The sequence below is a fragment of the Streptomyces sp. YIM 98790 genome, from assembly GCF_011421595.1.
In the GTDB taxonomy this organism is placed as follows: Bacteria; Actinomycetota; Actinomycetes; order Streptomycetales; family Streptomycetaceae; genus Streptomyces.
The window spans coordinates 14,241-35,788 of the sequence record NZ_WTLH01000040.1; the positions used below are offsets into that span (position 1 = coordinate 14,241).

Annotated in this window: 17 protein-coding genes and 1 pseudogene; 7 read left to right on the top strand and 11 right to left on the bottom strand. The window is 73.6% G+C overall.

What is annotated here, in order from left to right:
* Positions 1 to 41: 41 nt before the first annotated feature.
* The 3 genes from GQS09_RS09820 (at position 42) to GQS09_RS09830 (ending at position 4,134) form a co-directional block, all read left to right on the top strand.
* Positions 42 to 1,226 (top strand): hypothetical protein, encoded by a 1,185-nt coding sequence (locus tag GQS09_RS09820; RefSeq protein ID WP_165985619.1) that lies wholly within the window; start codon positions 42 to 44, stop codon positions 1,224 to 1,226.
* Positions 1,223 to 1,726 (top strand): hypothetical protein, encoded by a 504-nt coding sequence (locus GQS09_RS09825; protein WP_165985620.1) that lies wholly within the window; start codon positions 1,223 to 1,225, stop codon positions 1,724 to 1,726. The genes GQS09_RS09820 and GQS09_RS09825 overlap by 4 nt, the downstream gene beginning before the upstream one ends.
* A gap of 182 nt (positions 1,727 to 1,908) precedes the next feature.
* On the top strand, positions 1,909 to 4,134 hold the full coding sequence (locus GQS09_RS09830) for a hypothetical protein (RefSeq protein ID WP_165985621.1): 2,226 nt from the start codon (positions 1,909 to 1,911) through the stop codon (positions 4,132 to 4,134).
* A 62-nt stretch (positions 4,135 to 4,196) separates the two neighbouring features.
* On the opposite strand, the gene GQS09_RS09835 is transcribed toward GQS09_RS09830, so the two are convergent.
* The 6 genes from GQS09_RS09835 to GQS09_RS09860 form a co-directional block, all read right to left on the bottom strand.
* Entirely contained in the window at positions 4,197 to 5,531 is a 1,335-nt protein-coding gene (locus GQS09_RS09835) for a serine/threonine-protein kinase (protein WP_243761266.1), read from the bottom strand.
* A 5-nt stretch (positions 5,532 to 5,536) separates the two neighbouring features.
* The gene (locus tag GQS09_RS09840; RefSeq protein ID WP_165985623.1) at positions 5,537 to 6,397 is read right to left on the bottom strand and encodes a protein phosphatase 2C domain-containing protein; all 861 of its coding nucleotides are present in this window, start codon (positions 6,395 to 6,397) and stop codon (positions 5,537 to 5,539) included.
* Positions 6,394 to 7,083 (bottom strand): tellurium resistance protein, encoded by a 690-nt coding sequence (locus tag GQS09_RS09845; protein WP_165985636.1) that lies wholly within the window; start codon positions 7,081 to 7,083, stop codon positions 6,394 to 6,396. Before GQS09_RS09845 ends, GQS09_RS09840 begins: the two co-directional genes overlap by 4 nt.
* A gap of 119 nt (positions 7,084 to 7,202) precedes the next feature.
* Positions 7,203 to 8,702 carry a hypothetical protein gene (locus GQS09_RS09850; RefSeq protein WP_165985624.1) on the bottom strand — a complete coding sequence of 500 codons (1,500 nt, stop codon included), beginning with the start codon at positions 8,700 to 8,702 and terminating at the stop codon, positions 7,203 to 7,205.
* A gap of 111 nt (positions 8,703 to 8,813) precedes the next feature.
* On the bottom strand, positions 8,814 to 8,948 hold the full coding sequence (locus GQS09_RS09855; RefSeq protein ID WP_165985625.1) for a methionine/alanine import family NSS transporter small subunit: 135 nt from the start codon (positions 8,946 to 8,948) through the stop codon (positions 8,814 to 8,816).
* Positions 8,948 to 10,552 carry a sodium-dependent transporter gene (locus GQS09_RS09860; RefSeq protein ID WP_165985626.1) on the bottom strand — a complete coding sequence of 535 codons (1,605 nt, stop codon included), beginning with the start codon at positions 10,550 to 10,552 and terminating at the stop codon, positions 8,948 to 8,950. Before GQS09_RS09860 ends, GQS09_RS09855 begins: the two co-directional genes overlap by 1 nt.
* Before the next feature lie 218 nt (positions 10,553 to 10,770).
* On the opposite strand from GQS09_RS09860, the pseudogene GQS09_RS30925 reads away from it, so the two are divergent.
* The 4 genes and pseudogenes from GQS09_RS30925 to GQS09_RS09885 all read left to right on the top strand — a co-directional run.
* A pseudogene (locus GQS09_RS30925) lies at positions 10,771 to 14,197 on the top strand (S41 family peptidase); the annotation flags it as partial.
* A 255-nt stretch (positions 14,198 to 14,452) separates the two neighbouring features.
* Complete coding sequence (locus GQS09_RS09875; protein WP_165985628.1) at positions 14,453 to 15,355, top strand: dienelactone hydrolase family protein; 903 nt, start codon at positions 14,453 to 14,455, stop codon at positions 15,353 to 15,355.
* Positions 15,356 to 15,572: 217 nt separating this feature from the next.
* Entirely contained in the window at positions 15,573 to 15,932 is a 360-nt protein-coding gene (locus GQS09_RS09880) for a histidine triad nucleotide-binding protein (RefSeq protein ID WP_165985629.1), read from the top strand.
* A gap of 3 nt (positions 15,933 to 15,935) precedes the next feature.
* Complete coding sequence (locus GQS09_RS09885) at positions 15,936 to 16,847, top strand: ribonuclease Z (protein WP_165985630.1); 912 nt, start codon at positions 15,936 to 15,938, stop codon at positions 16,845 to 16,847.
* Here GQS09_RS09885 and era read toward each other — a convergent pair whose 3' ends face one another.
* From era to GQS09_RS09910, 5 genes are all read right to left on the bottom strand, one after another.
* Positions 16,848 to 17,771, bottom strand: coding sequence for a GTPase Era (era, locus tag GQS09_RS09890; RefSeq protein WP_165985631.1), 924 nt, complete (start codon positions 17,769 to 17,771; stop codon positions 16,848 to 16,850). It abuts the gene before it with no gap.
* A 63-nt stretch (positions 17,772 to 17,834) separates the two neighbouring features.
* The gene (locus GQS09_RS09895; protein WP_165985632.1) at positions 17,835 to 18,185 is read right to left on the bottom strand and encodes a cytidine deaminase; all 351 of its coding nucleotides are present in this window, start codon (positions 18,183 to 18,185) and stop codon (positions 17,835 to 17,837) included.
* Between the two features lie 18 nt (positions 18,186 to 18,203).
* Positions 18,204 to 19,628 carry a hemolysin family protein gene (locus GQS09_RS09900; RefSeq protein WP_165985633.1) on the bottom strand — a complete coding sequence of 475 codons (1,425 nt, stop codon included), beginning with the start codon at positions 19,626 to 19,628 and terminating at the stop codon, positions 18,204 to 18,206.
* 23 nt (positions 19,629 to 19,651) lie between these two features.
* Positions 19,652 to 20,149 carry an rRNA maturation RNase YbeY gene (gene ybeY / locus GQS09_RS09905; RefSeq protein WP_165985634.1) on the bottom strand — a complete coding sequence of 166 codons (498 nt, stop codon included), beginning with the start codon at positions 20,147 to 20,149 and terminating at the stop codon, positions 19,652 to 19,654.
* A 43-nt stretch (positions 20,150 to 20,192) separates the two neighbouring features.
* Entirely contained in the window at positions 20,193 to 21,290 is a 1,098-nt protein-coding gene (locus GQS09_RS09910) for a PhoH family protein (RefSeq protein ID WP_165985635.1), read from the bottom strand.
* Positions 21,291 to 21,548: the final 258 nt, after the last annotated feature.

Below are 21,548 nucleotides of genomic sequence, written 5' to 3' on the forward strand. Positions count from 1 at the left end.
CCGCCGAACCGGGCGGGGAGGGGGCTGCTTTGCCGAGCGGGATGGTGACCAACCGGGGGGATCTCGCCCATCAGTTACGCCTGCTGGCGAGGGAGCCGGAGCTCTCCGAACAGAAGACGGCCCTGATCGCGCTCGCCGACGACCTGGACACCGGCAGCGATCTCGACCGCTGGGCGCGTCTGGACCTGGTCGGAACACTCGGCAGCCCCGACGGCCTGACCGAGGGTCCGGTGCCCGCCGCGACCCGGCGCGCGGGATGGCTGGAAGGCTTCCTGGGCGTGCTGGTGTTCGTCCCGCTGCTGGTCACCTGGTGGGGACTGCGGGCCGCGGGGCAGGCGTACAGCGAACTCGCGGCAGCCGACCCCGAGCAGGCCGCCCGGCCCTTCCTCCAGCTCTGGCTCAACGACTTCGAGGGCGAGCTGTCCGGCTTCGGGCGGTTCGACCACATCGCGCTGACCGCCGTCCTGCTCATCATGGGCATCGTGCTGATCGCCCTCTGGCACGGCACCGACCGGGCCCGGTCGGAGCGCGCCGAGCGGGAGCGCGAGCGGCGGCGCGAGCAGCTGGCGGCCCGGCTGGTGGCGGTGCTCACCCGGGTGCAGCTCGCCGTCACCCCCCAGCTGGCCGGGTCCCCGCAGCGGTTCGCCGACGAACTCACCAAGGCGGCCGGCGAGCTGCGGGCGATGATCGGCAAGGCCGCCAAGGGGCAGCAGGCCACCGAATCGGCGGTGGCGGCGGCCGAGCGGGCCACCAAGGCGCTGCGCGAGGCCGCCCAGCGGCTGTCGGACGCCGTGGTGCCGCTCAACGCCTCCACCGACCGGCTGGAGAGTGCGGTTCGCAACGGGCAGGACGAGACCGCGCGGCTCAGCGCGGCAAACGCGGCCGAGGTGCGCGGGGTCGGCGACCGGGTGGGCGAGGCGGGCCTGCGCATCGAGTCCGCGCTGCGCGATCTGACCCGGGCCCACCATGAACTGCGCGGTGTGTCGGAGAAGGCGGTCGAATCCACCGACCGGGCCTCCCGGGCCATGGCCACCAGCTCGGCACGGACCGACGACGCCGTGGACAGCATGCGGGAGGCCGCGGAACGCTGGGACGTGGCCGCGGCGCACTGGGAACACGCCGCCTCCCGGCTGGAGACCAGCCTCCGGGAGCTGACCGGTGGCGGGCAGGTGCCGGCGCCGGTCGGCCCCGGTTCCGCCGCGGGCGCGAACGGTACGGGCCGGTGAGCCGTCGGCGGCGGCCGGGCGGTGGGCGGTTCCGGCTGGGCCCGTTCGCCCTGGCGGGCTGGCTGTTCGCCGATCTGCTGCTGGTGCTGACCCTGGTGGCGCTGGGCGGGCAGCCGGACCCGCTGGCCGCGAAGAAACCGGAGGAGACGGAGACCGAGGACCCTGAACCCGAGGAGCCTGACGCGCCCGAGGAGCCGGAGGGGCCGCGGTCGGTGGACCGGAATCCGGTGGAGTTCTCGGTCAGGGGCTCCGACAACGGCGACCTGCGCAGGCAGATCGCCGAGGCCACCGAGGAGTGGCCGGACCGGGAGGCCGCGTTTGTCCTGACCTTCGGGGGCGATTACGGCGGCAACCAGTACGCGGCCAAGGTCAACGGGCTGCTCCACGCGGCCAACCCGAAGATGTTCGCCGCCGAGCTGGCGGGTGAGAACTATCACGATCTGAGCGAACCGGTGAATACGGCCGTGGTGCGGGTCTACTTCTACACCCACGGCGGCTGACGGACCGTGGCCCGAGGAACTCCGGAGCGGACGAGGACGAGGTGACCCAGAGGCAGCCGCGACGACGGCGCAACAGAAGGACGGCACGGCCCGCGCTGCCGGGCCCGCCGCCGTCACCGGCCCCGCCGCCCGGCGCCCCGGCTGCCGCTGCCGGGGAACCGGGGGAGGGATGGCGGCCCGGCGTGGAGCTGCGCCCGGACGGGCCGCGGCCGCCGCTGCCGGACCTGCCCCGTTATCCGGCGGTGCCCGGGTACCGCTCCCTGGAGCGGGCGCTGCGCGACCTCCGCTGCCGCCACGCCGCCGAGCTGCTGATGCCGGGCGGTTCGCCGGGCCGACCCGCGCCCGCGCGGCGGGCCGGTGACGAGGGGTTCCTGATCCTGGACGGCCTGTGGCTCCCCGGCCCCGGACAGACCTGGGACAGGGGGGACGCCGCGTACTGCGCGCGGGTCCGCCGCGACTGGGAGGCGTCCGGGCGGCGCGGCGCGGAACGGGCGGCACGGGTGGTCAGGAGGCTGGAACGGCTGGCGGCCGAGCAGCCCGCCGGTCTGCGCCGGCTGGTGCTCTATCAGCTCGCCTGCCTGCTGCACGACCGGGAGACCGGCCCTTCGGCGGAGGCGGCCGGGGAGCTGGGCGTGCACGCGAGCGAGGCCGGGCCGCTGGCGGCGGCGGTGGCCGCGGCCGGTGACTTCCCCGGACCGGGGCCGGTCCGGGAAGCCGCCGAGGAGATCCACCAGGCATGGCGCGAGCGGCGGCTGTACGCCGCTGCCGCACTGGCCCGGCGACTGCCGGAGGAGTCGCCGGATCAGGAACTGGCCGCGCTGACAGCCCGGTTGCGCGGGGCGCGGGAGGAGTTGGCGGAGTGGGCCGCGCAGGCCCGCCGGCTGCATGCCGAGGGACGCCCGTACCAGGCGATGGCCGTCTGGCTCGGGATTTGCTGGACCGCGGCCGACGATCCCGAGGCGGGCGAGGCGCTGCGCGCGCTCGCCGCGGGCAGCGGCGCCACCGGTGCCGGCGCGGAGCAGCACGCGGCGGACGCCCCCGGGCCGGTGGGCGGTGCGGCGAGCGCGGCAGGGGCCGGTGGCGGTGAGCGGGAGGGTGGTGGTGGCGCCTTGGCGGCGGCACCGGCCGGGGCCGGTCGGCGCGGCGGCGGGGAGCCGGTGACCGGGGAGGTGCTGGGGGCCGGCGGGGTGCGGCTGGCCTGGCCGGGAGCGGATGCCGCCGAGCAGTGGCTGGTGCTGCGCTATGCGCCCGCCGCTCCGGAACAGGCTGTCGAGGCGCTGGTCGCCCGCCGGGGTGAGGACGCCGTCGATTCCACGGCCCCCCTGGGACGCCGTGTCTGCTACGCCGTGCTGCCGCTGCGCGACGGCTGTCCGGCCGGCCCGGCGCGCGGCTCCGGGCCGGTGGCCGTGGCCCCCGGGGCGCACCTGCTGCGCGGGCGTGCCGTGCCCGGCGGCGTCCGCCTCACCTGGCGTCCGCTGCCCGGTACGCGCGAGGTGCGGGCGGTCCGTTCCGGCGGCCCGGCGGACGCGCCGCCGGTGCCGGTACCCTGCGACCTCGGCGAGCTGACGGACGGCCCGCTGCCGCCCGGTGAGTACCGCTACACCGTCCGCTGCGGCTATCCGGACCACACCGGCGGCACCGTCTGGTCGGCGGGCAGGCAGATCACCGTGCGGGCGCTGGACTGGCCGGAGCCGGTGTCCGGGCTCACCGTCCGGCCCCCGGACGAGAGCGGCCGGGTGACCGTCTTCTGGCCCCCGCCCCGGCGCGGGCAGGCCCGGCTGGTCCGCTGGCACGGCTGGGCCGCCGAACCGGGCCGGGACGTCTCCGCCGCTGTGGGACGGCTGCCCGGCGGCGGCACGCTCGCCGGGCTGGCCCCGCAGCCGGCCGATGGTCCCGAGGTGCCCGACGGGGGCGGCGGCGTGCGGCTGCTGCTGCCCAGCGGCGCCGCGGCCCGGCTCACCGTGATCACCGAGCTCTCCGGCCGGGCGGTGGCGGGCGACAGCGCCGTGGTGGAGAAGCCCGGCCACCCCGAGGACCTCACCGTGCGCCGCGGCGGGGACGGCCGGCATGCCGAGATCGGCTTCCGCTGGCCGGAGCCGGCGCTGATGGTGGTGGTGCGCTGGCAGTCCGAGGACGGGGCGGCCGGTGAGCGGATCCTGCCGCGCAGCCGTTACCGAGCCGGGCCCCGGACGCGGATTCCGGTCGGCCACGGAGCCTGCCGGGTGACCGTGGCGCCGGTGGGCCGTCCGGACGCGTCCGTGGTGGTGGGCGGCCCGGCCACCGTTGAACTGCCGCGCACGCCCCGCGCGGTGTATCTGCTGCGCTGGTGGCTGCCCGGAGTGGCGGCCCGCGTCATCGCCGGGCTGCGCCGGCTGCGGGGGGCCGGGGGCGGCCGGCCCGCCCCGTGAAACGGCAGGGCACGCGTGCGGGCACCGCCCTCCTCTCCCTTCCCGGTCCGGGCCGCTGCCGGTCAGGGGGCCTGGATGACCCCCTCGGCGCCGCTGCCGAACTCCAGCAGCGCTCCCGGCCGCAGCGCCGCCGTACGGCCGGGCGGCACCTCCTGGGCCTTGCCGTCCGGGGTGTGCAGCATCCAGCGGTTCCCGGAGCGGTTGGTGAGCCCGAACCGGCCCCGCACCTGGGGATGCTCGGTGACCTCGCCGATCACATCGGCGTAGTCGTGCCGGTCCGGATGGGGCTGGAGGTGGTGCCCGCACAGCTGGGCGCCGTGGTTCAGCCGCAGATGCCGCCGGGTGCGGGTGCCGCCGGTGCCCGCCTTCAGCTCCAGGGACTGCGGCAGCGTCACCGTCGTGCGGCACTTCCAGCACCGCGGCGGCGGCCCGGCCGGCTCGGCGAGATTCTGCGTGCCGCACCCCTGGCAGGTGACCACGGCGTCCCGCACCGCGCTCAGCGCCTCCCGCCATTCGGCCTCCCGCACGCGCTTGTTGGGATCGCGCAACCCGTCGGTGAAGTTCCGCACGAACAGTTTCTGGAGGACCGGTGGCAGCGACGCCCAGGTGGCCAGCACCGTGTCGTGCTCGCCGTGCACCGGCTGATTGCTGGTGTCGTCCGGGTCGAACAGGAAGACCGGGTCCTCGCCGTACAGCCGGCGCTGCGCGGCCTCGTCCATGCAGTGGATGCGCAGCTCGCGGGCGCCCTCCAGCGGGTGGTGGTTGGCCAGCAGCAGGAACAGCAGCACGGCCAGGGAGTGCAGATCGGTCTGGATGCTGGGCTGGCCGGTCGCCGCCTTGCGCACCAGTTCCGGCGCCATGAACGTCATGGTGCCGGCTATGCCCGCGAACTGCCCCTCCACCACGGCGTTGTCGTTGTCGCAGACCAGCACGTCGCCGGTGCGCGGGTCGAAGAAGATGTTGCCCCAGCTGATGTCACGGTAGGCGACGCCCCGGTAGTGCAGCGACTGGTACGCCTCCACGGTGTACAGCGCGGTGGTGACCAGCGAGCGGCAGGTCACGGCCGAGACCTCGGGGCGGCGGCGCAGCAGGGCCGGCAGGTCGGCGAACCGGTCCGGGCGCAGCTCCATCAGATAGCCGAGCCCGGGGCCGTCCGGCCGGGTGACGATGGTCTGCGGCCACAGGAAGCGGCTGTCGCCCCAGCCACGGGCCACCAGCGTCTCCAGGATGTCCCGCCGGGAAGCGTCCGCCAGGTGGGGGAAATACCACTTGAGCGCCTTGGGCCCGTCCGGGGTCTCGGCGCGGTAGACCTCGCCCTGCCCGCCGGCGCCCAGCATCCGGTCCACGGTGATCCGCTGCCCCTTTGCGGCGGTGAGGACCTGACCCTTCTCCAGCATGCCGTTCAAGCCTGTCGTCCTTTCTCGTCTGCCGGGAAGGCGACGATCAGCGTGGTGTCGTCGCCGGAGTGTGCGGCGGCCTGGCCCAGCCAGTGCGGGAGCTGCCCGCGGACCGCTTCGGCGCCGTCGGTGACCACCCGGTCCCGGACGCCGGTGGCGAAGTCCAGGAAGCCCTGCCGGTCCGCGAAGCTCTTGGCCAGCCCGTCGGTGGTGAGCAGCACGAACGGCGGCAGCTCGCGGCCGGTCAGCGGTTCCCAGTGCACCAGCATGTGGTGCCATGCCTGGTCCAGGCAGAGCGAGGTGGTCTCGTCGCCGAGGTCGGGGCGGCCGTTGTCGAGGAGTGTCCGGGGCGGCCCGTGGTGCGGGACGAGGGTGATGTCGCCGTCGCCGAGCTGCCAGCAGACCAGCAGCTCCGGGGTGAGCACGGCGCCGAGCAGGGTGGAGCCGTAGACCGTGTAGGCCGGGGCCGCGGACGCGGGACCGGGCGCGCCGTGGTGGCGGCCCTGCCGTCCGTCGGCGGGGGAGTTGCTCTCGTGCAGGGCGATCCGCTGCCGCCAGGCCCGCACCACCTGGCGCGGCAGCGCCAGCGCGGCCTCGTGCAGCGCGTTCCAGCCGCGTCCGCCCGCCCGCTCCGGGCGCATGGCCTCGGTGGCGAAAACGGCGGCGCAGTCGGTGAACACCTCCACCGCCCAGCGGGCGCCCAGGTCGCTGCGGAAGTGGGCGGCGGAGCCGTGGCCGTCGGCCGCGGCCAGCACCAGGGACCGGCCGTCGTGCAGCGCGGTGGCCCGGTGCCGGTCCTGGCTGTACTTCTTGGCCACGCCCTTCTCGCTGTGCGCCAGCAGCCGCCAGGCCGGGGGCGGGGTCACCAGACGTCGTCGACGTCGGCACCGGGCTGCTGTCCGGCGGCGGGCGTGACCTGGGTCGGCATGTAGGGGAGCTGCTTGGTGAGCAGGCCGTCGCCGCCCGCGCTGGGTGTGGAGGCGGCGCTCACCGCGGCGGTGGAGGCCCAGCGGATGGCGGCGACGAGCTGCCGCGGGTTGCGGGCCTCCAGCGGCTCCAGCTCTGGGTTGGCCAGGAAGGTGCGGAGCATGTCCTTGTCCGCGTCGTCCCCGATGGCCACGGCGATCCGGACCGCCCGCTTGCCCCAGGGGGTGCCGTCCAGGGCGCGCAGCCCGGCCCGCCAGTCGTCGGTGGGCACCCCGTCCGAGACCAGGGCCAGAACCGGGCGCAGCGCGCGCTCCGGCATGGGCGGCATCCGCATCTCCTCGGCGGCCAGGTGGAGTGCCTGGCCCAGGGCCGTGACCCCGCCGGCGTGGGCGTCGGCCCAGTCGAAACCGTGCACGGGGGTCGGGGTGGGGACGTGCCAGCTCGCCGTGGAACTGAAGGTGATGGCGCGGACCAGCAGCGACGCGGCCGGGTTGTCGTCCGCGGCCTTGCGCATCTCCGGTATGGCCTCGCGCACGGCGAAGTTCAGCGAACTCATCTTGCCGTTGACGCCCATCGAGGCCGAGCAGTCGAGCAGCCAGATGAAGTGCAGCGGGCGGCTGGCCATCGGGCCGCCGGGAATGTCGCTCACGGGAAGTACCCCTTCGTGTGCGTCAGCAGGCAATGGTCGGGCGTCGGGGTCGGGAGTCGGGCACGGGCACCGGGGGAGGAGAACGGCACGGGCGGTCACTCCGGCGATTCCCGGGCGAGAACCTGCCTGAGCCGGTTGCCGACCGCGGTCCGGTACCAGCCGTCCACGGCCGCACGGTGCAAATGGAGGCGCACCTCGACCTCGGTCCCGACGCCCGGGGCGTGCAGGAAGTCGCGATAGCTCACCAGCAGCCGGGCGCGCGCCAGCGGCTCGTGGCGGAGCCAGGACGGACGCAGAGAGATCATCAGCTCGGCCAGTTCCGCGCGCTGCTCCCAGCCCGGCTCCGGCCAGGTACTGCCGGGTATCAGGGTCCCGCCGGGCCACATGGCCTGGATGACGTTCTGGTCCAGGTCCGCTCCGGCGATCAGTTCGGGCGGGCAGGCGCGCAGGATGGCGAGGGCTCCTTCGGTGTCCAGTTCGAAATGCGGCCAGCAGCGCACGGCCAGCAGCCGCAGGTCGTCCGGGTCCGTGACGGAGCCGCCCAGTTCCTGCTCGATCACCTGGCGGAACAGGCGGGCGCCGGCCATGCGGTGGGGGTCGGCGCCGTAGAAGGCGGTGGCCCGGCTGAGCCGTTCCCGGCGCCGTGCCGGCTCCTCCCGGGCAGCCGGCACGGGTTGTGGCGGGGACTGTGGCGCGGGCAGGGACGCGGGCCGGGCCGGTCGGGTCTCGCGGCCGAGCCAGCGGTCGGCCACCTGCTCGGCCCAGGGGTCGGCGTCCCCTTCCGGCGGGCTGCTCTCGCCGCCGGTCCCGTCGTGCACCCGGTACAGATAGCGCCGCGCGGCCGGATCGCCCAGGGCGGCCGCGGCGTGCGGGGTGGTGCCCACGATCTGGTGCGGCATCCGGTCCGGCCGCTGGGCGCGGGTGACGAAGGTCAGCGCGCGGGCCTGCGCGGGGGAGAGCGAGGCGCAGGCCAGCGCGATCCACAGCGCCACCACCTCGGAGTCCTCCTCCACCAGCACGATCTGCCGCCCGGCGCGTTCCGCGAACAGCCGGTGCACATCGGTCAGGAAGGGGACGAGCCGGTCCTGATGACGGCGGGCGAAGGCGCGCAGGGTCCGCTCGCCGAAAATCTCCTCCGACGCCTGCGGAAGGTTCCCGGCGGCGGGGGCGTCCGCGTTCCAGCAGGCGGAACGCCAGGTGTGGATGACACAGGCCCGGTCCGGCGCGGGACCGCCCGGCAGGTAGCGGGCGTCCACCACGAAGTGCTGCCACTCCCACTGCCGTCGGCCCGTGCCGCCCCGGACCGGTGAATCGGGCGCCACCGCGCGGGAGTGGCACAGCAGGGCGGAGCCGTCCGGCAGCCGGGTGTGGCTGAGCTGGCCGTCACCCACCGGTGCCGTGGCGGCGACCAGCGGGGCCAGCGCCGCGGCGTACTCCGGCGGCGGTAACTCCCCGCCCGGCGCGTCGTCGGGGGCCGGCTCCACGGCCACGGCACCGGAACCGGTGTGCACCCGTGCCGCGTAGCGGAACCGCCGGAACCCGTCGGGGTGCGGCACTCCGACCGGCAGCAGCCCCGCCACCTGCTCCACCCCCATGCCGTCCGAAGCCTTCCGCCCCCGTCACGCCGCCCTTGCGCCTGTGACACGCCATCATGCCCAGTCCGTGCCCGGCACGTCATCCGATTGCCGAACTTTTCCGCCCGGGGTTCAGACGCGCGGGGGGCCGGGCTGGATGTCGCGGGGATCGTCCGGGTGGCGGCGCAGCAGCAGGATGGCGGTGAGCAGGCCGCCCCAGACAATGGCGATGGCCACGATCATCATCACGATGGCGGAGGCGGACATTACAGGCGTTTCCTTTCGTCCGGGGTTCCCGGAGCCTCCGGAGCCTGCGGGGATTCCGGGGATTCCGGAGCGCCGGGGCCGTCCGGGGCGCCGGGGGCGGATCCGGCTTCGGCGCCGGCCGCCGGGCGGCGGCGCCAGGGCACCAGGGTGAGCAGCACGCCGAGCAGGATGGCGCCCACCGCCACGCCCCAGCCGGAGTAGAGCAGGAACGAGGTGGGGTAGCCCTCGTAGTTCTCGTCGAACTCGTTGATCAGGCTGTCGATCATCATCCAGCCCAGCACCAGCGGGGTGATCACTCCCAGGCAGATCCGCCACCACAGGCCCAGCCGCACCGCCGAGGTGGCGTCCGCGTCGGACTGGAGCGCGGGCAGCCGGCGCAGCACCCAGGAGACCGTGATCACCACCGCCAGGGCGGCCAGCGCGATGCCGTACTGGTTGATGAAGTGGTCGGCGGCGTCGAGGAAGTACAGCCCGCCGTCGGTGGAGAACAGCAGCACCGAGACCACCCCGGTCGCCCCGCCGATCAGCAGCACGGTACGGACCCGGTTCATGCCGGTGCGGTCCTGCACCGCCGAGACGATCACCTGCACGATGCTGATCAGCGAGGACAGCCCCGCCACCACCAGCGAGGCGAAGAACAGCAGCCCGAACAGCCATCCGGCGGGCATCTCGGAGATCACCTGCGGGAAGGCCACGAAGGCCAGGCCCAGTCCGGAGCTGGAGACGTCGTCCACGCCCACCCCCGCCTGCACGGCCATGAATCCGAGGGTGGCGAACACCCCGATCCCGGCGAGGATTTCGAAGGAGCTGTTGGCGAAGCCGGCCACCAGCGCCGATCCGGTCAGGTCCGAGCGCCGCCGCAGGTAGGAGGCGTAGGTGATCATGATGCCGAAGCCGATGGAGAGCGAGAAGAAGATCTGTCCGTAGGCCGCGACCCACACGCTGCCGTTGTCCAGTTCGCCCCAGTCGGGGGAGAAGAACGCGTCGATTCCGTCCGCGGCGCCGTCCAGGGTGAGTGCGCGGACCACCAGCACCACGAAGAAGATCACCAGCAGCGGGATGAAGATCTTGTTCGCCTGCTCGATGCCCCGCCGCACGCCCATGGCGAGAATCGCCAGCACCACGATCCACACGGCGACCAGCGGCACCGCCACCCCCGGCACGAAGGCCGAGACCTCCCCGGGTTCCGCGGACAGCTCGAGGAACTCCCCGAACAGGAAGCCCTCCGGGTCGTCGCCCCAGTCCTGCCCCACCGAGAACCCCACGTAGCGCACGGCCCAGGCCAGGATGACGGCGTAGTAGGTGGCGATGACGAAGCAGATGACCACCTGCCACCAGCCCAGCACCTCGGCCGGGCGCGCGAGTTGGTGGAAGGCGGCCGGCGGGGAGGCCCGGTGCCGCCGGCCGATGGTGTATTCGAGGATGAGCAGCGGAATGCCCGCCGTCACCAGGGCGACCAGGTACGGCAGCAGGAACGCCCCGCCGCCGTTCTCGTAGGTGACGGCGGGAAAGCGCCAGATGTTGCCCAGGCCGATGGCCGAGCCGATCGCGGCGAGGATGAATCCCGCCCGGGTGGCCCACTGTTCCCGCGGCTGATGAGCCATGACACCGTCCCGTCCTGGATGGCCCCTTTTTTGGTGTTACGGGGTTTTGGTGATGACTGGCACGTTAGCAGTGGGTTGGTGCCCTTGCCTGTTCGCGGACGGCGTGCCCACCCGTAAGGGTGGCCGGGTCCTCTTCCGCACTGTCCGAGAGGACTCTTAGGGTTCGAGGGGTGAGCCAACCTGCCTATTTCCGTTTCCCCCATCTGCGGGGCGACGTCATGACCTTTACCGCCGAGGACGATGTCTGGGCGGCGCCGCTGGACGGCGGGCGCGCCTGGCGGATCAGCGCCGACCACACGCCCGTCAGCACTCCGCGCATATCTCCCGACGGGACCCAGGTCGCCTGGACCTCTGCCCGGGACGGCGCCCCCGAGGTGCATCTGGCCCCGCTGGACGGCGGGTTGTCCCGCCGCCTGACCCACTGGGGCAACGGCGAGTCCGGCGTCCGTGGCTGGCTGCCGCCGGGCAGCGCCCCCGGGGGCGCTGGTCCGGAGATCCTGGCCATCACCGCCCACGGCCAGGCGTCCGACCGCCGTACCTGGGCGCATGCCGTGCCGGTGGACGGCGGCCCGCCCCGCCGCCTGCCGTACGGCCCGACGAGCTCGGTGGCCTTCGGGCCCGGCGGCGCGGTGCTGCTGGTCTCCGCCGGCCAGAGCCGCGGCCGGGACGCCGCCCGCTGGAAGCGCTACCGCGGCGGCACCGCCGGCAAGCTGTGGATCGACCGGGAGGGCGACGGCCGGTTCGAGCGGGTCCACGCCGGCATCGACGGCAATCTGGAATGGCCCATGTGGGTGGGGGAGCGCATCGCCTTCCTCTCCGACCACGAGGGCACCGCGGCCGTCTACTCCTCCCTTCCCGACGGCAGCGGGCTGCGCCGGCACGGCCCGCTGGACATCGGCTACGCACGCCAGGCCAGCACCGACGGCGAGCGGATCATCTACGTCTGCCGGGGCGAACTGTGGCTGCTGGACAGCCTGGCCGACGGCACCGAACCGCGCCGGATCGAGCCGCGGCTGGCCGGCCAGCGCACCGCCCGGCAGCCCCGGCCGGTCAGCGCCGCGAGCTGGCTGGGCGAGGCCGTTCCCGACCACACCGGGCGCGGCAGCGCCGTGGAGTCCCGCGGCACGCTGCACTGGGTGACCCACCGGGAGGGCCCGGCCCGTGCCCTGTCGGTCACCCCGGGCGTGCGGGCCCGGCTGCCCCGGGTCTTCCGGCTCGACGGGGCCGAGCACGTGCTGTGGGTGACCGACGCCGAGGGGGACGACGCGCTCGCCCTTCAGGCCGCCGCGCCGGCCCCGGATGCGCCGGGACCGCGGCTGCTGGCGGCCGGGCGGCTCGGCCGGGTGCTGGACCTGGCCGTGGCGCCGGACGGCAGCCGGGCCGCGGCGGCGACCCACAACGGGCGGGTGCTGCTGATCGAGCTGTCCGACGGCAGCGTGCACGAACTGGACCGCAGCGAGACGGCCGAGGCCGACGGGCTGGTCTTCTCGCCGGACTCCCGCTGGCTGGCGTGGTCGCACGCGGGGATCGAACCGCTGCGGCAGCTGAAGATCGCGGATCTGGAGGAGCGCAGCGTGGCGGAGGCCACCCCGCTGCGGTTCCGTGACTTCTCACCCGCCTTCACGCGGGACGGCAAGCATCTGGCGTTCCTCTCCGAGCGCACCTTCGACCCGGTGTACGACGCGCATGTCTTCGATCTGTCGTTCACCGCGGCCTGCCGGCCCTATCTGCTGACCCTGGCGGCCGACACCCCGTCACCGTTCGGCCCCCAGCGGCACGGCCGCCCGGTGGCGGGCAGCCCGGCCAAGGACGACACCTCCGCCGCGGAGGAGAGCTCCGCCGACGGCGAGGAGCAGCGGGAGACCGCCAAGGACCAGGGCAAGGACGGGGAGCAGGAGAGCGCGGGCAGGGACACGGAGACCGGCAGGACGGGCGGTGACGAGGACAAGGACAAGCAGAAGGACAAGCAGAAGGACAAGCAGAAGGACAGGGACAAGCAGAAGGACAGGGGCAAGGACAAGGACGGCGNGGGACAAGCAGAAGGACAGGGGCAAGGACAAGGACGGCGAGGCGCCGCGGACCCGGGTGGACCTGGAAGGGCTGGCCGACCGCATCGTGCCGTTCCCGGTGGACGCCGGCCGTCTGAGCAGCCTGCGCAGCTACGCCGGCGGTGTGCTCTGGCTGGACCACCCGGTCAGCGGCGAACTCGGCAGCTCGGTCGGCGCCCCCGGGCACGGCCGCCCCACCACCGCCCTGGTCCGCTTCGACCTGAACAAGCTGCGCGAGTCCACCGTCACCGGCGACGCCGACGACTACGCGGTCACCGGCGACGGCAAGCAGGTGCTGCTGGAGTCGCACCGGGCCCTGCGCCTGGTGCCCGCGGACGCGGACGCGGACAGCCTGGACGACGAGGACGAGCGCTCCGTCCCGGTGGACCTGAGCCGGGTGCGGATCACCGTCGACCCGTCCGCCGAATGGCGGCAGATGTACGAAGAGACCGGCCGTCTGATGCGGGACAACTACTGGCGCCCGGACATGAACGGCGTGGACTGGGAGGGGGTGCTGGCGGCTTACCGCCCCGTCCTGGAGCGGGTGGCCACCCACGACGACCTGGTCGACCTCCTCTGGGAGGTGCACGGCGAGCTCGGCACCTCGCACGCCTACGTGGTGCCGCCCGGCCGCCCCGGTCTGGCCGCCCGCCGCCAGGGCCTGCTCGGCGCCGACATCTCCCGGCACGCCGACGGCCGCTGGCGGGTGGACCGCATCCTGCCCTCGGAGACCTCCGATCCGCAGGCGCGTTCGCCGCTGGCCGCGCCCGGTGTGGCGATCCGCCCCGGCGACGCCGTCCTGGCCGTGGACGGCGTCCCGGTCGATCCGCTGACCGGCCCGGCGCCGCTGCTCGCGGGCACCGCGGACAAGCCGGTGGAGCTGACCGTGGCCCCGGCGGACGGCGGCAGGCCCCGCTATGCCGTGGTGGTGCCGCTGGACGACGAGGAGCAGCTCCGCTACCACGCCTGGGTGCGGGAGTGCCGGGAGAAGGTGACCCGGCTGTCCGGCGGCCGGCTGGGCTATCTGCACGTGCCGGACATGGTCAGCAGCGGCTGGGCGCAGCTGCACCGCGATCTGCACACCGAGGTCGCCAAGGAGGGCCTGATCGTCGATGTCCGGGAGAACCGCGGCGGCCACACCTCCCAGCTGGTGCTGGAGAAGCTGACCCGGCAGATCCTCGGCTGGGATCTGGTGCGGGACAGCACGCGGCCGGTGAGTTATCCGATGGACGCGCCGCGCGGCCCGATCGTGGCGATCGCCAATGAACACGCCGGTTCGGACGGGGACATGGTGACCGCCGCGATCAAGATCCTGGGCCTGGGCCCGGTGGTCGGCACGCGCACCTGGGGCGGGGTCATCGGCATCGACTCCCGCTACCGGCTGGTGGACGGCACCCTGGTCACCCAGCCCAAGTACGCCATCTGGCTGCGGAACTACGAATGGGGCGTGGAGAACCACGGCGTGGACCCGGATGTCGAGGTGCCGATCCCGCCGCAGGACTACGCGGCCGGGCGCGACCCGCAGCTCGACGAGGCGGTGCGGCTGGCGCTGGAGGCGCTGGAGCGCACTCCGGCCGCGCAGCCGCCGGAGCTGCCGCCGCTGCCCGGCGCGTAGCCCGGCGGGCAGCGCTCGCTCGGTCCGTCCCGGGACGGCAGGCCGGGGGCGGGGCGCCGGACGGCGCCCCGCCCCCGGCCGCGTCCGTATCCGGCCGGCGGGCCGGCAGCCGCGTTCCCGCAGGTTCCGACCGGTCGGAATGCGGCCGGTGATTTCGCCGATGTCCTCCAGGTTGCCATGCCATGAACATGTCGGTGTTCGTTTCCCGTCACCCCCCACCCAAGGGAGCGCACCGTCATGGAGCCGCAGCACAAGCACAAGCGAAAGCCCCGCCGCCGACTTGTGGCGTTCTTCGCCACGCTGGCCCTGGCCGTCGGCGGCGTCGGCGTCAGCCAGATCGGCACGGCGCAGGCCGCCCCGCAGGACTACTGGCGTGGTCCGAACCCCACCGAGTCCAGCATCGAGGCGCTGCGCGGTCCCTACTCGACCTCCACCACCTCGGTCTCCTCCTGGGTCTCCGGCTTCGGCGGCGGCACCATCTACTACCCGACCACCACCTCGGACGGCACCTTCGGCGGCGTGGTCATCGCCCCGGGCTTCACCGCCACCGAGTCCAGCATGTCCTGGCTGGGGCACCGGCTGGCCTCGCAGGGCTTCGTGGTCTTCACCATCAACACCAACAGCACGCTCGACCAGCCGTCCTCGCGCGGCGACCAGCTGCTGGCCGCCGTGGACTACCTGCGCAACTCCAGCAGCGTCCGCAGCCGGGTGGACGGCAGCCGGATGGCCGTGATGGGCCACTCGATGGGCGGCGGCGGCACCCTGGAGGCGGTCAAGGACCGGCCCTCGCTCAAGGCGGCCATCCCGCTCACCCCGTGGAACCTGGACAAGACCTGGCCCGAGGTCCGCACGCCCACGCTCATCATCGGCGCGGAGAACGACAGCATCGCCTCGGTCTCCTCGCACTCCATCCCCTTCTACACCAGCCTGCCGTCCTCCACGGACCGCATGTACCTGGAGCTGGACGGCGCCTCGCACTTCGCGCCGAACAGCAACAACACGCCGATCGCCAAGTACTCCATCGCCTGGCTGAAGCGGTTCGTGGACGAGGACACCCGCTACGACCAGTTCCTGTGCCCGCTGCCCTCCAGCGGCTGGTTCAGCGACTTCTCCGACGTGCGGGGCAACTGCCCGCGCTGACCGGGAGCCCCGTACCCCCGCCCGCCGCGCCACGGCGGCGGGCACCGGCAGCCTGCTCGCACCGCCCTGACCGCCCCCGCGGCGCACACCGGCCCACCGCCGGCGTCCGCCGCGGGGGCGCGGCGCGTACCGGCTCGTGCGGGCGTGCGCCATGGCCGCCGTGGCGAACCGCGACGGTGCGTCAGCGCGCGGGCGGGCAGCCGGTAGCATCCCCTGCATGGCTGGAGAACCGCAGGCGGACTGCCTGTTCTGCAAGATCGTGGCGGGTGAGGTCCCGGCGACCGTCGTGCGGGAGACGGAAACGACCGTCGCCTTCCGGGACATCAATCCGCAGGCCCCCACCCACGTGCTGATCGTTCCGCGCAAGCACTACCCGGACGCCGGCTCGCTGGCCGCCGCCGAGCCGGCCGTCGCCGCCGACCTGCTGACCGCCGCGGCCGCGGTGGCCGCCGAGGACAAGGTCGACGAGACCGGCTACCGGGTGGTCTTCAACACCGGCTCCGGCGCCGGGCAGACCGTCTTCCACACGCACGCGCATGTGCTGGGCGGCCGCGGCCTGAACTGGCCCCCCGGCTGACGCGTGTCCGCCCGCGAACTGGTGGTGCTCGGCACGGCCAGCCAGGTGCCCACCCGGCACCGCAACCACAACGGCTATCTGCTCCGCTGGGACGGGCAGGGCCTGCTGTTCGACCCCGGTGAGGGCACCCAGCGGCAGATGGCACGGGCCGGGGTCAGCGCCCATGACATCCACCGCATCTGTGTCACCCACTTCCACGGTGACCACTGCCTGGGCCTGCCCGGCGTGGTCCAGCGGATCAGCCTGGACCGGGTGCCGCATCCGGTGACCGCCCATTACCCCGGCGGCGGGCAGGACTACTTCGACCGCCTGCGCTACGCCTCCCTCTATCTGGAGACCGCCGACCTGCGCCAGCAGCCGGTCACCGGGGACGGTCCGCTGGCGGTGACCGAGTCCTACACGCTCGACGCACGGCGGCTGTCCCACCCGGTCGACGCCTACGGCTACCGGCTGAGCGAGCCGGACGGCCGCCGCATGCTGCCGGACCGGCTCGCCGCCCGCGGGATCACCGGACCGGACATCGGGCGGCTCCAGCGCGAGGGCGAACTGCGCGGCGTGACCCTCGCCGAGGTGAGCGAGGTCCGCCCCGGCCAGCACTTCGCCTTCGTGATGGACACCCGGCTGTGCGACGCGGTCTTCGCCCTGGCCGAGGGGTGCGATCTGCTGGTGATCGAGGCCACCTTCCTGGACGAGGACGCCGCCCTGGCCCACGAGTACGGCCACCTGACGGCGGGCCAGGCCGGTCGGGTGGCCGCCGAGTGCGGCGTCCGCCACCTGGTGCTGACGCACTTCAGCCAGCGCTACACCGCCCCGGAGGAATTCGCCCGCCAGGCGCGCGCCGCCGGCCACCGGGCCGCCCTCACCGTCGCCGAGGACCTCCAGCGCATCCCGCTGCCGCCGCGCCGCACCGGCTGATCAGAAGCCGAGGCGGCGGAGCTGCTTGGGGTCGCGCTGCCAGTCCTTGGCGACCTTGACGTGCAGATCCAGGAAGACCGGGGTGCCGAGCAGGGCCTCGATGTGGCGGCGGGAGGTGGTGCCGACCTCCTTCAGGCGCTTGCCCTTCGGGCCGATGACAATGCCCTTCTGGCTGGGGCGCTCGATGTAGATGTTGGCGTGGATGTCCAGCAGCGGGCGGTCCGCCGGGCGGTCCTCGCGCGGCAGCATCTCCTCCACCACCACCGCGATGGAGTGCGGCAGCTCGTCCCGGACGCCCTCCAGGGCGGCCTCCCGGATCAGCTCGGCGACCATCACCTGCTCCGGCTCGTCGGTCAGCTCGCCCTCGGGGTACAGCGGCGGGCCCTGCGGGAGCAGCGGGACCAGCAGGTCGGCCAGCAGACCGACCTGGTGGCCCTCGGTGGCCGAGACCGGGATGATCTCGGCCCACTCGATGCCCAGCTCCTGGCCCAGCCGGTCCACGGCCACCAGGCGCTCGGCCAGGGTGCGGGCGTCCACCAGATCCGTCTTGGTGATCACCGCCACCTTGGGGGTGCGCTTGATGTGGGCCAGCTCCTGGGCGATGAACCGGTCGCCCGGTCCGGTCCGCTGGTCTGCGGGCAGGCAGAAGCCGATCACGTCGACCTCCGCCCATGTGGTGCGCACCACGTCGTTGAGCCGCTGCCCGAGCAGGGTGCGCGGCTTGTGCAGGCCCGGGGTGTCCACCAGCACGAGCTGGGCGTCCGGGCGGTGCACGATGCCGCGCACCGTGTGCCGGGTGGTCTGCGGGCGGTTGGAGGTGATCGCCACCTTGGTGCCCACCAGCGCGTTGGTCAGAGTGGACTTGCCCGCGTTGGGGCGGCCGACGAAGCAGGCGAAGCCGGAGCGGTGGGCTGGTTCGGTCATCAGGCCATTCTCCCCGATCCGGACCGGTGCTCCGGTCAGCCGCCGGCCGGGCTCGGACGGCGGTCAGGCGGGGACGGTGGTGCGCAGGCTTCCGTCCGGGGCGGCCAGCAGCACCGGTGTCCCGGCGCCGCCGAGATCCCGCACGGCCGACCGGTCGGCCTCCGGCAGCGCATCGTCCGCCGAGACCACGGCCGCCGCCTCCAGCGAGGTGGCGCCGCTGGCCACCGCCATCGCCACCGCGGTCTGCAGCGCGCTCAGCCGCAGCGACGGCAGGGCCACCGTGCCGGCCACATAGGTGCGTCCGGTCTCGTCGCGCACCGCGGCGCCCTCCGGCACGGCGTTGCGGGCCCGGGCACTGCGCGCCAGGGTGATGATCTTGCGGTCCTCGGGATCGAGAGCGAGTGAGTCGGTCATGGGCAGGAGCGTAAACGTTCAGGCGGCGGGGTGGCTGCCCGGTTCCGGAGGGTGGCCGGACTCCCGCCCGTTCTCCCGGCCGGCGTCCCGCGCGTTCTCCCGGGCGGCGCTCTCCTCCTCGCCGCCCGGCGGCGCCTCGGTGCGGACCGGCTCCACCACCACGGTGACGATCTTGTTGCGCCGGCCGGCCGGGGACTCGGCGGTCAGCCGCAGCGCCACCAGCCGCGGATCGGTCCCGTAGGTGCGTTCGGCCCGCTCCGGCGTCAGCTCCACCTCGGCCGTGGCCCCGGCGATCGGCACCCGGCCCAGCTCCTTGGCCAGCAGCCCGCCGACCGTCTCCACGTCCTGGTCGGCAAGCTGCAGGGCGTAGAGCTCGCCCAGGTCGTCCAGGGACAGCCGGGCCGTGACCCGGTAGCGGTCCTCGCCCAGCGGCTCGGCGGGCGGCAGCTCCTGGTCGTACTCGTCGGTGATCTCGCCGACGATCTCCTCCAGGATGTCCTCGATGGTGATCAGCCCGGCCGTGCCGCCGTACTCGTCGATCACCACCGCGGCGTGGATGCGGTCGCGCTGCATCTCGCGCAGCAGGTCACCGGCGTTCTTGGTGTCCGGCACAAAGCTGGCCGAGCGCATGGCGTCCGCGACCCGCTCGCCCTCCGCCTCCCGGCTGATGTGCGTCTTGCGGGCCAGGTCCTTGAGATAGACGATCCCCACGATGTCGTCGTCGTTCTCGCCCGTGACCGGGATGCGGGAGAAGCCGGAGCGCAGCGCCAGATTGAGCGCCGCCCGGATGGTCTTGTCCCGGTTGACGGTGATCAGGTCGGTGCGCGGCACCATCACCTCGCGCACCATGGTGTCGCCCAGTTCGAAGATCGAGTGCACCATGCGCCGCTCGGCGTCCTCGATCAGCTGGTCGCGCTGGGCGAGATCCACCATGGCCCGCAGTTCGGCCTCGGAGTCGAACGGGCCCTGCCGGAAGCCCTTGCCCGGGGTCAGCGCATTGCCCAGCAGGATCAGCGACTGGGTCAGCGGCGCCAGCACGCGGGCCAGCGGGATCAGCACATGGGCCGCGGCGGTGGAGGTGAGCTCCGGATGCTGGCGGCCGAGGGTGCGCGGCGAGACCCCGACCGCCACGAAGGAGATCAGCAGCATCACCGCGAACGCCGCGGACAGCGCCTGCCAGGCGCTGTCGAAGGCGTCCAGGAAGGCGTAGGCGACCAGCACGGCCGCGGCCATCTCGCCGGCCACCCGCAGCAGCAGCGCCAGATTGAGATAGCGGGTCGGGTCCTGGGCGACCACGGCGAGCTTGCGGGCGCCGCGGCGGCCGGCCCGGACCGCCTCGTCCGCCCGGTAGACGGAGATCCGGCCGAGTGCGGCCTCGGCGCAGGCGGCCAGCCAGGCGAGGAACACCAGTGCGGCGACCGCGAGGAGAAGGGAGCCGTTCATGCCCTGCCCGTCAGCTCCTCGGCTCAGCTCATGGTGGGGGCGGGGGAGGGGCCGGGCAGGCCGCGCTCGGCGCGCCAGCCGTCCACGATGGCCTTCTGCAGGCCGAACATCTCGGCCCGCTCGGCCGGGTCCTCGTGGTCGTAGCCGAGCAGGTGCAGCACCCCGTGCACGGTGAGCAGCTGGAGCTCCTCGTCCATGGAGTGCCTGGTCGGGGCGTCCGCGCCCTGCTTGGCGGCGACCTCGGGGCAGAGCACGATGTCGCCCAGCAGACCGGGCGGCGGCTCCTCGTCGTCCCGGGTCGGCGGACGCAGCTCGTCCATGGGGAAGGACATCACGTCCGTCGGGCCGGGCAGGTCCATCCACTGCAGGTGGAGCTGGGTCATCGCCGCCGCGTCGACGGCGATGACCGACAGCTCCGACAGCGGATGGATGCGCATCCGAGCCAGGGCGTAGCGCGCGATGTCGAGCACGGCGGGCTCGTCGAAGTCCCGGCCCGACTCGTTGTTCACTTCGATGGCCATGCGGCAGTCAGTCCTCGGTCGGCTGATCGGCAGGTCGGCGCGGTCATTCTCCGCCGCGGCGCCGTCCGCCGTCCCGTGAGCGATCGGCCGGATGCCCTCCGGCGGGCCGGTGCGGATCCCCGTGATCGGTGCCGGTGCTGCGGTCGTACCGGTCGTAGGCGTCCACGATACGGCCGACGAGCTTGTGGCGGACCACATCGCTGCTGCTGAGCAGTGAGAAGTGGACATCCTCCACATCGCGCAGGATCTCCTGCACCTGGCGCAGGCCGCTCCTGGTCCCGCCGGGCAGATCCACCTGCGTGACATCGCCGGTGATCACGATCTTGGAATCGAAGCCGAGCCGGGTGAGGAACATCTTCATCTGCTCGGGATTCGTGTTCTGCGCTTCATCCAGAATGATGAAGGCGTCGTTGAGCGTCCGGCCGCGCATGTAGGCGAGCGGCGCCACCTCGATCGTGCCCGCCGCCATCAGCCGCGGGATGGAATCCGGGTCGATCATGTCGTGCAGGGCGTCGTAGAGCGGACGCAGATACGGATCGATCTTCTCGTAGAGCGTGCCGGGCAGGAAGCCGAGCCGCTCGCCCGCCTCCACCGCGGGGCGGGTCAGAATGATCCGGTTGACCTGCTTGGACTGCAGATACTGCACCGCCTTGGCCATGGCCAGATACGTCTTGCCGGTGCCGGCCGGGCCGATGCCGAAGACCACGGTGTGCTTGTCGATGGCGTCGACATAGCGCTTCTGGTTGAGGGTCTTGGGGCGGATCGTCCGGCCGCGGTTGGACAGGATGTTCTGGGTGAGCACCTCGGCCGGGCTGGCCCCGGAGCCCTCGCCCCTGCTGCGCAGCATGGCGATGGACCGCTCGACGGCGTCCTCGGTCATCGGCTGGCCGGTGCGCAGCACCAGCATCATCTCGTCGAACAGCCGCTGGACCAGGGCCACCTCGCCGGGATCGCCGGTGGCGCGGATCTCGTTGCCGCGGACGTGGATGTCCACGCCGGGGAAGGACGTTTCGATGACGCGCAGCAGGGCGTCGCCGGATCCGAGGACCGTCACCATGGGGTGCTTGGCCGGCACGGTGAACCGGGCTGTTGCCGCCTCCTCGGCGGAAGCCGCTGCCTGCTGAGTGGATGTGTGGGTCATGGGCGGTCCCGCGGGACCTCGTCATCCCTCTCTGTGAACTCGAGTGCCGGAGAGTCCAGCGTACGACGCCGGAGCGACAACGCCCCAGTCAATAACCCCAAGTCATCCACGCTGACCCTCCGCAGCGCCGCCGGTGCGCCCGGCGTCCTCCGGCGCGCCGCCCGCGGTGCTCCCGCCGGTGCCTCCGGAGTCGCTCTCCGTGGCCTGCCGCGTGCCGCTCCCGCGCGCGCCGGCCGGGGCGCCGGCCGGGGCGTCCTG

Coding starts and splice junctions, on each gene's coding strand:
- GQS09_RS09895 (WP_165985632.1), bottom strand. CDS start 18,185: ATGACCGACTCACTCGCTCTCGATCCCGAGGACCGCAAGATCATCACC.
- era (WP_165985631.1), bottom strand. CDS start 17,771: ATGACCGAACCAGCCCACCGCTCCGGCTTCGCCTGCTTCGTCGGCCGC.
- GQS09_RS09880 (WP_165985629.1), top strand. CDS start 15,573: ATGGCTGGAGAACCGCAGGCGGACTGCCTGTTCTGCAAGATCGTGGCG.
- GQS09_RS09860 (WP_165985626.1), bottom strand. CDS start 10,552: ATGGCTCATCAGCCGCGGGAACAGTGGGCCACCCGGGCGGGATTCATC.
- GQS09_RS09835 (WP_243761266.1), bottom strand. CDS start 5,531: ATGCTGGAGAAGGGTCAGGTCCTCACCGCCGCAAAGGGGCAGCGGATC.
- GQS09_RS09820 (WP_165985619.1), top strand. CDS start 42: ATGGTGACCAACCGGGGGGATCTCGCCCATCAGTTACGCCTGCTGGCG.
- GQS09_RS09900 (WP_165985633.1), bottom strand. CDS start 19,628: ATGAACGGCTCCCTTCTCCTCGCGGTCGCCGCACTGGTGTTCCTCGCC.
- GQS09_RS09875 (WP_165985628.1), top strand. CDS start 14,453: ATGGAGCCGCAGCACAAGCACAAGCGAAAGCCCCGCCGCCGACTTGTG.
- GQS09_RS09855 (WP_165985625.1), bottom strand. CDS start 8,948: ATGTCCGCCTCCGCCATCGTGATGATGATCGTGGCCATCGCCATTGTC.
- GQS09_RS09845 (WP_165985636.1), bottom strand. CDS start 7,083: ATGGCCAGCCGCCCGCTGCACTTCATCTGGCTGCTCGACTGCTCGGCC.
- GQS09_RS09850 (WP_165985624.1), bottom strand. CDS start 8,702: ATGGGGGTGGAGCAGGTGGCGGGGCTGCTGCCGGTCGGAGTGCCGCAC.
- GQS09_RS09910 (WP_165985635.1), bottom strand. CDS start 21,290: ATGACCCACACATCCACTCAGCAGGCAGCGGCTTCCGCCGAGGAGGCG.
- ybeY (WP_165985634.1), bottom strand. CDS start 20,149: ATGGCCATCGAAGTGAACAACGAGTCGGGCCGGGACTTCGACGAGCCC.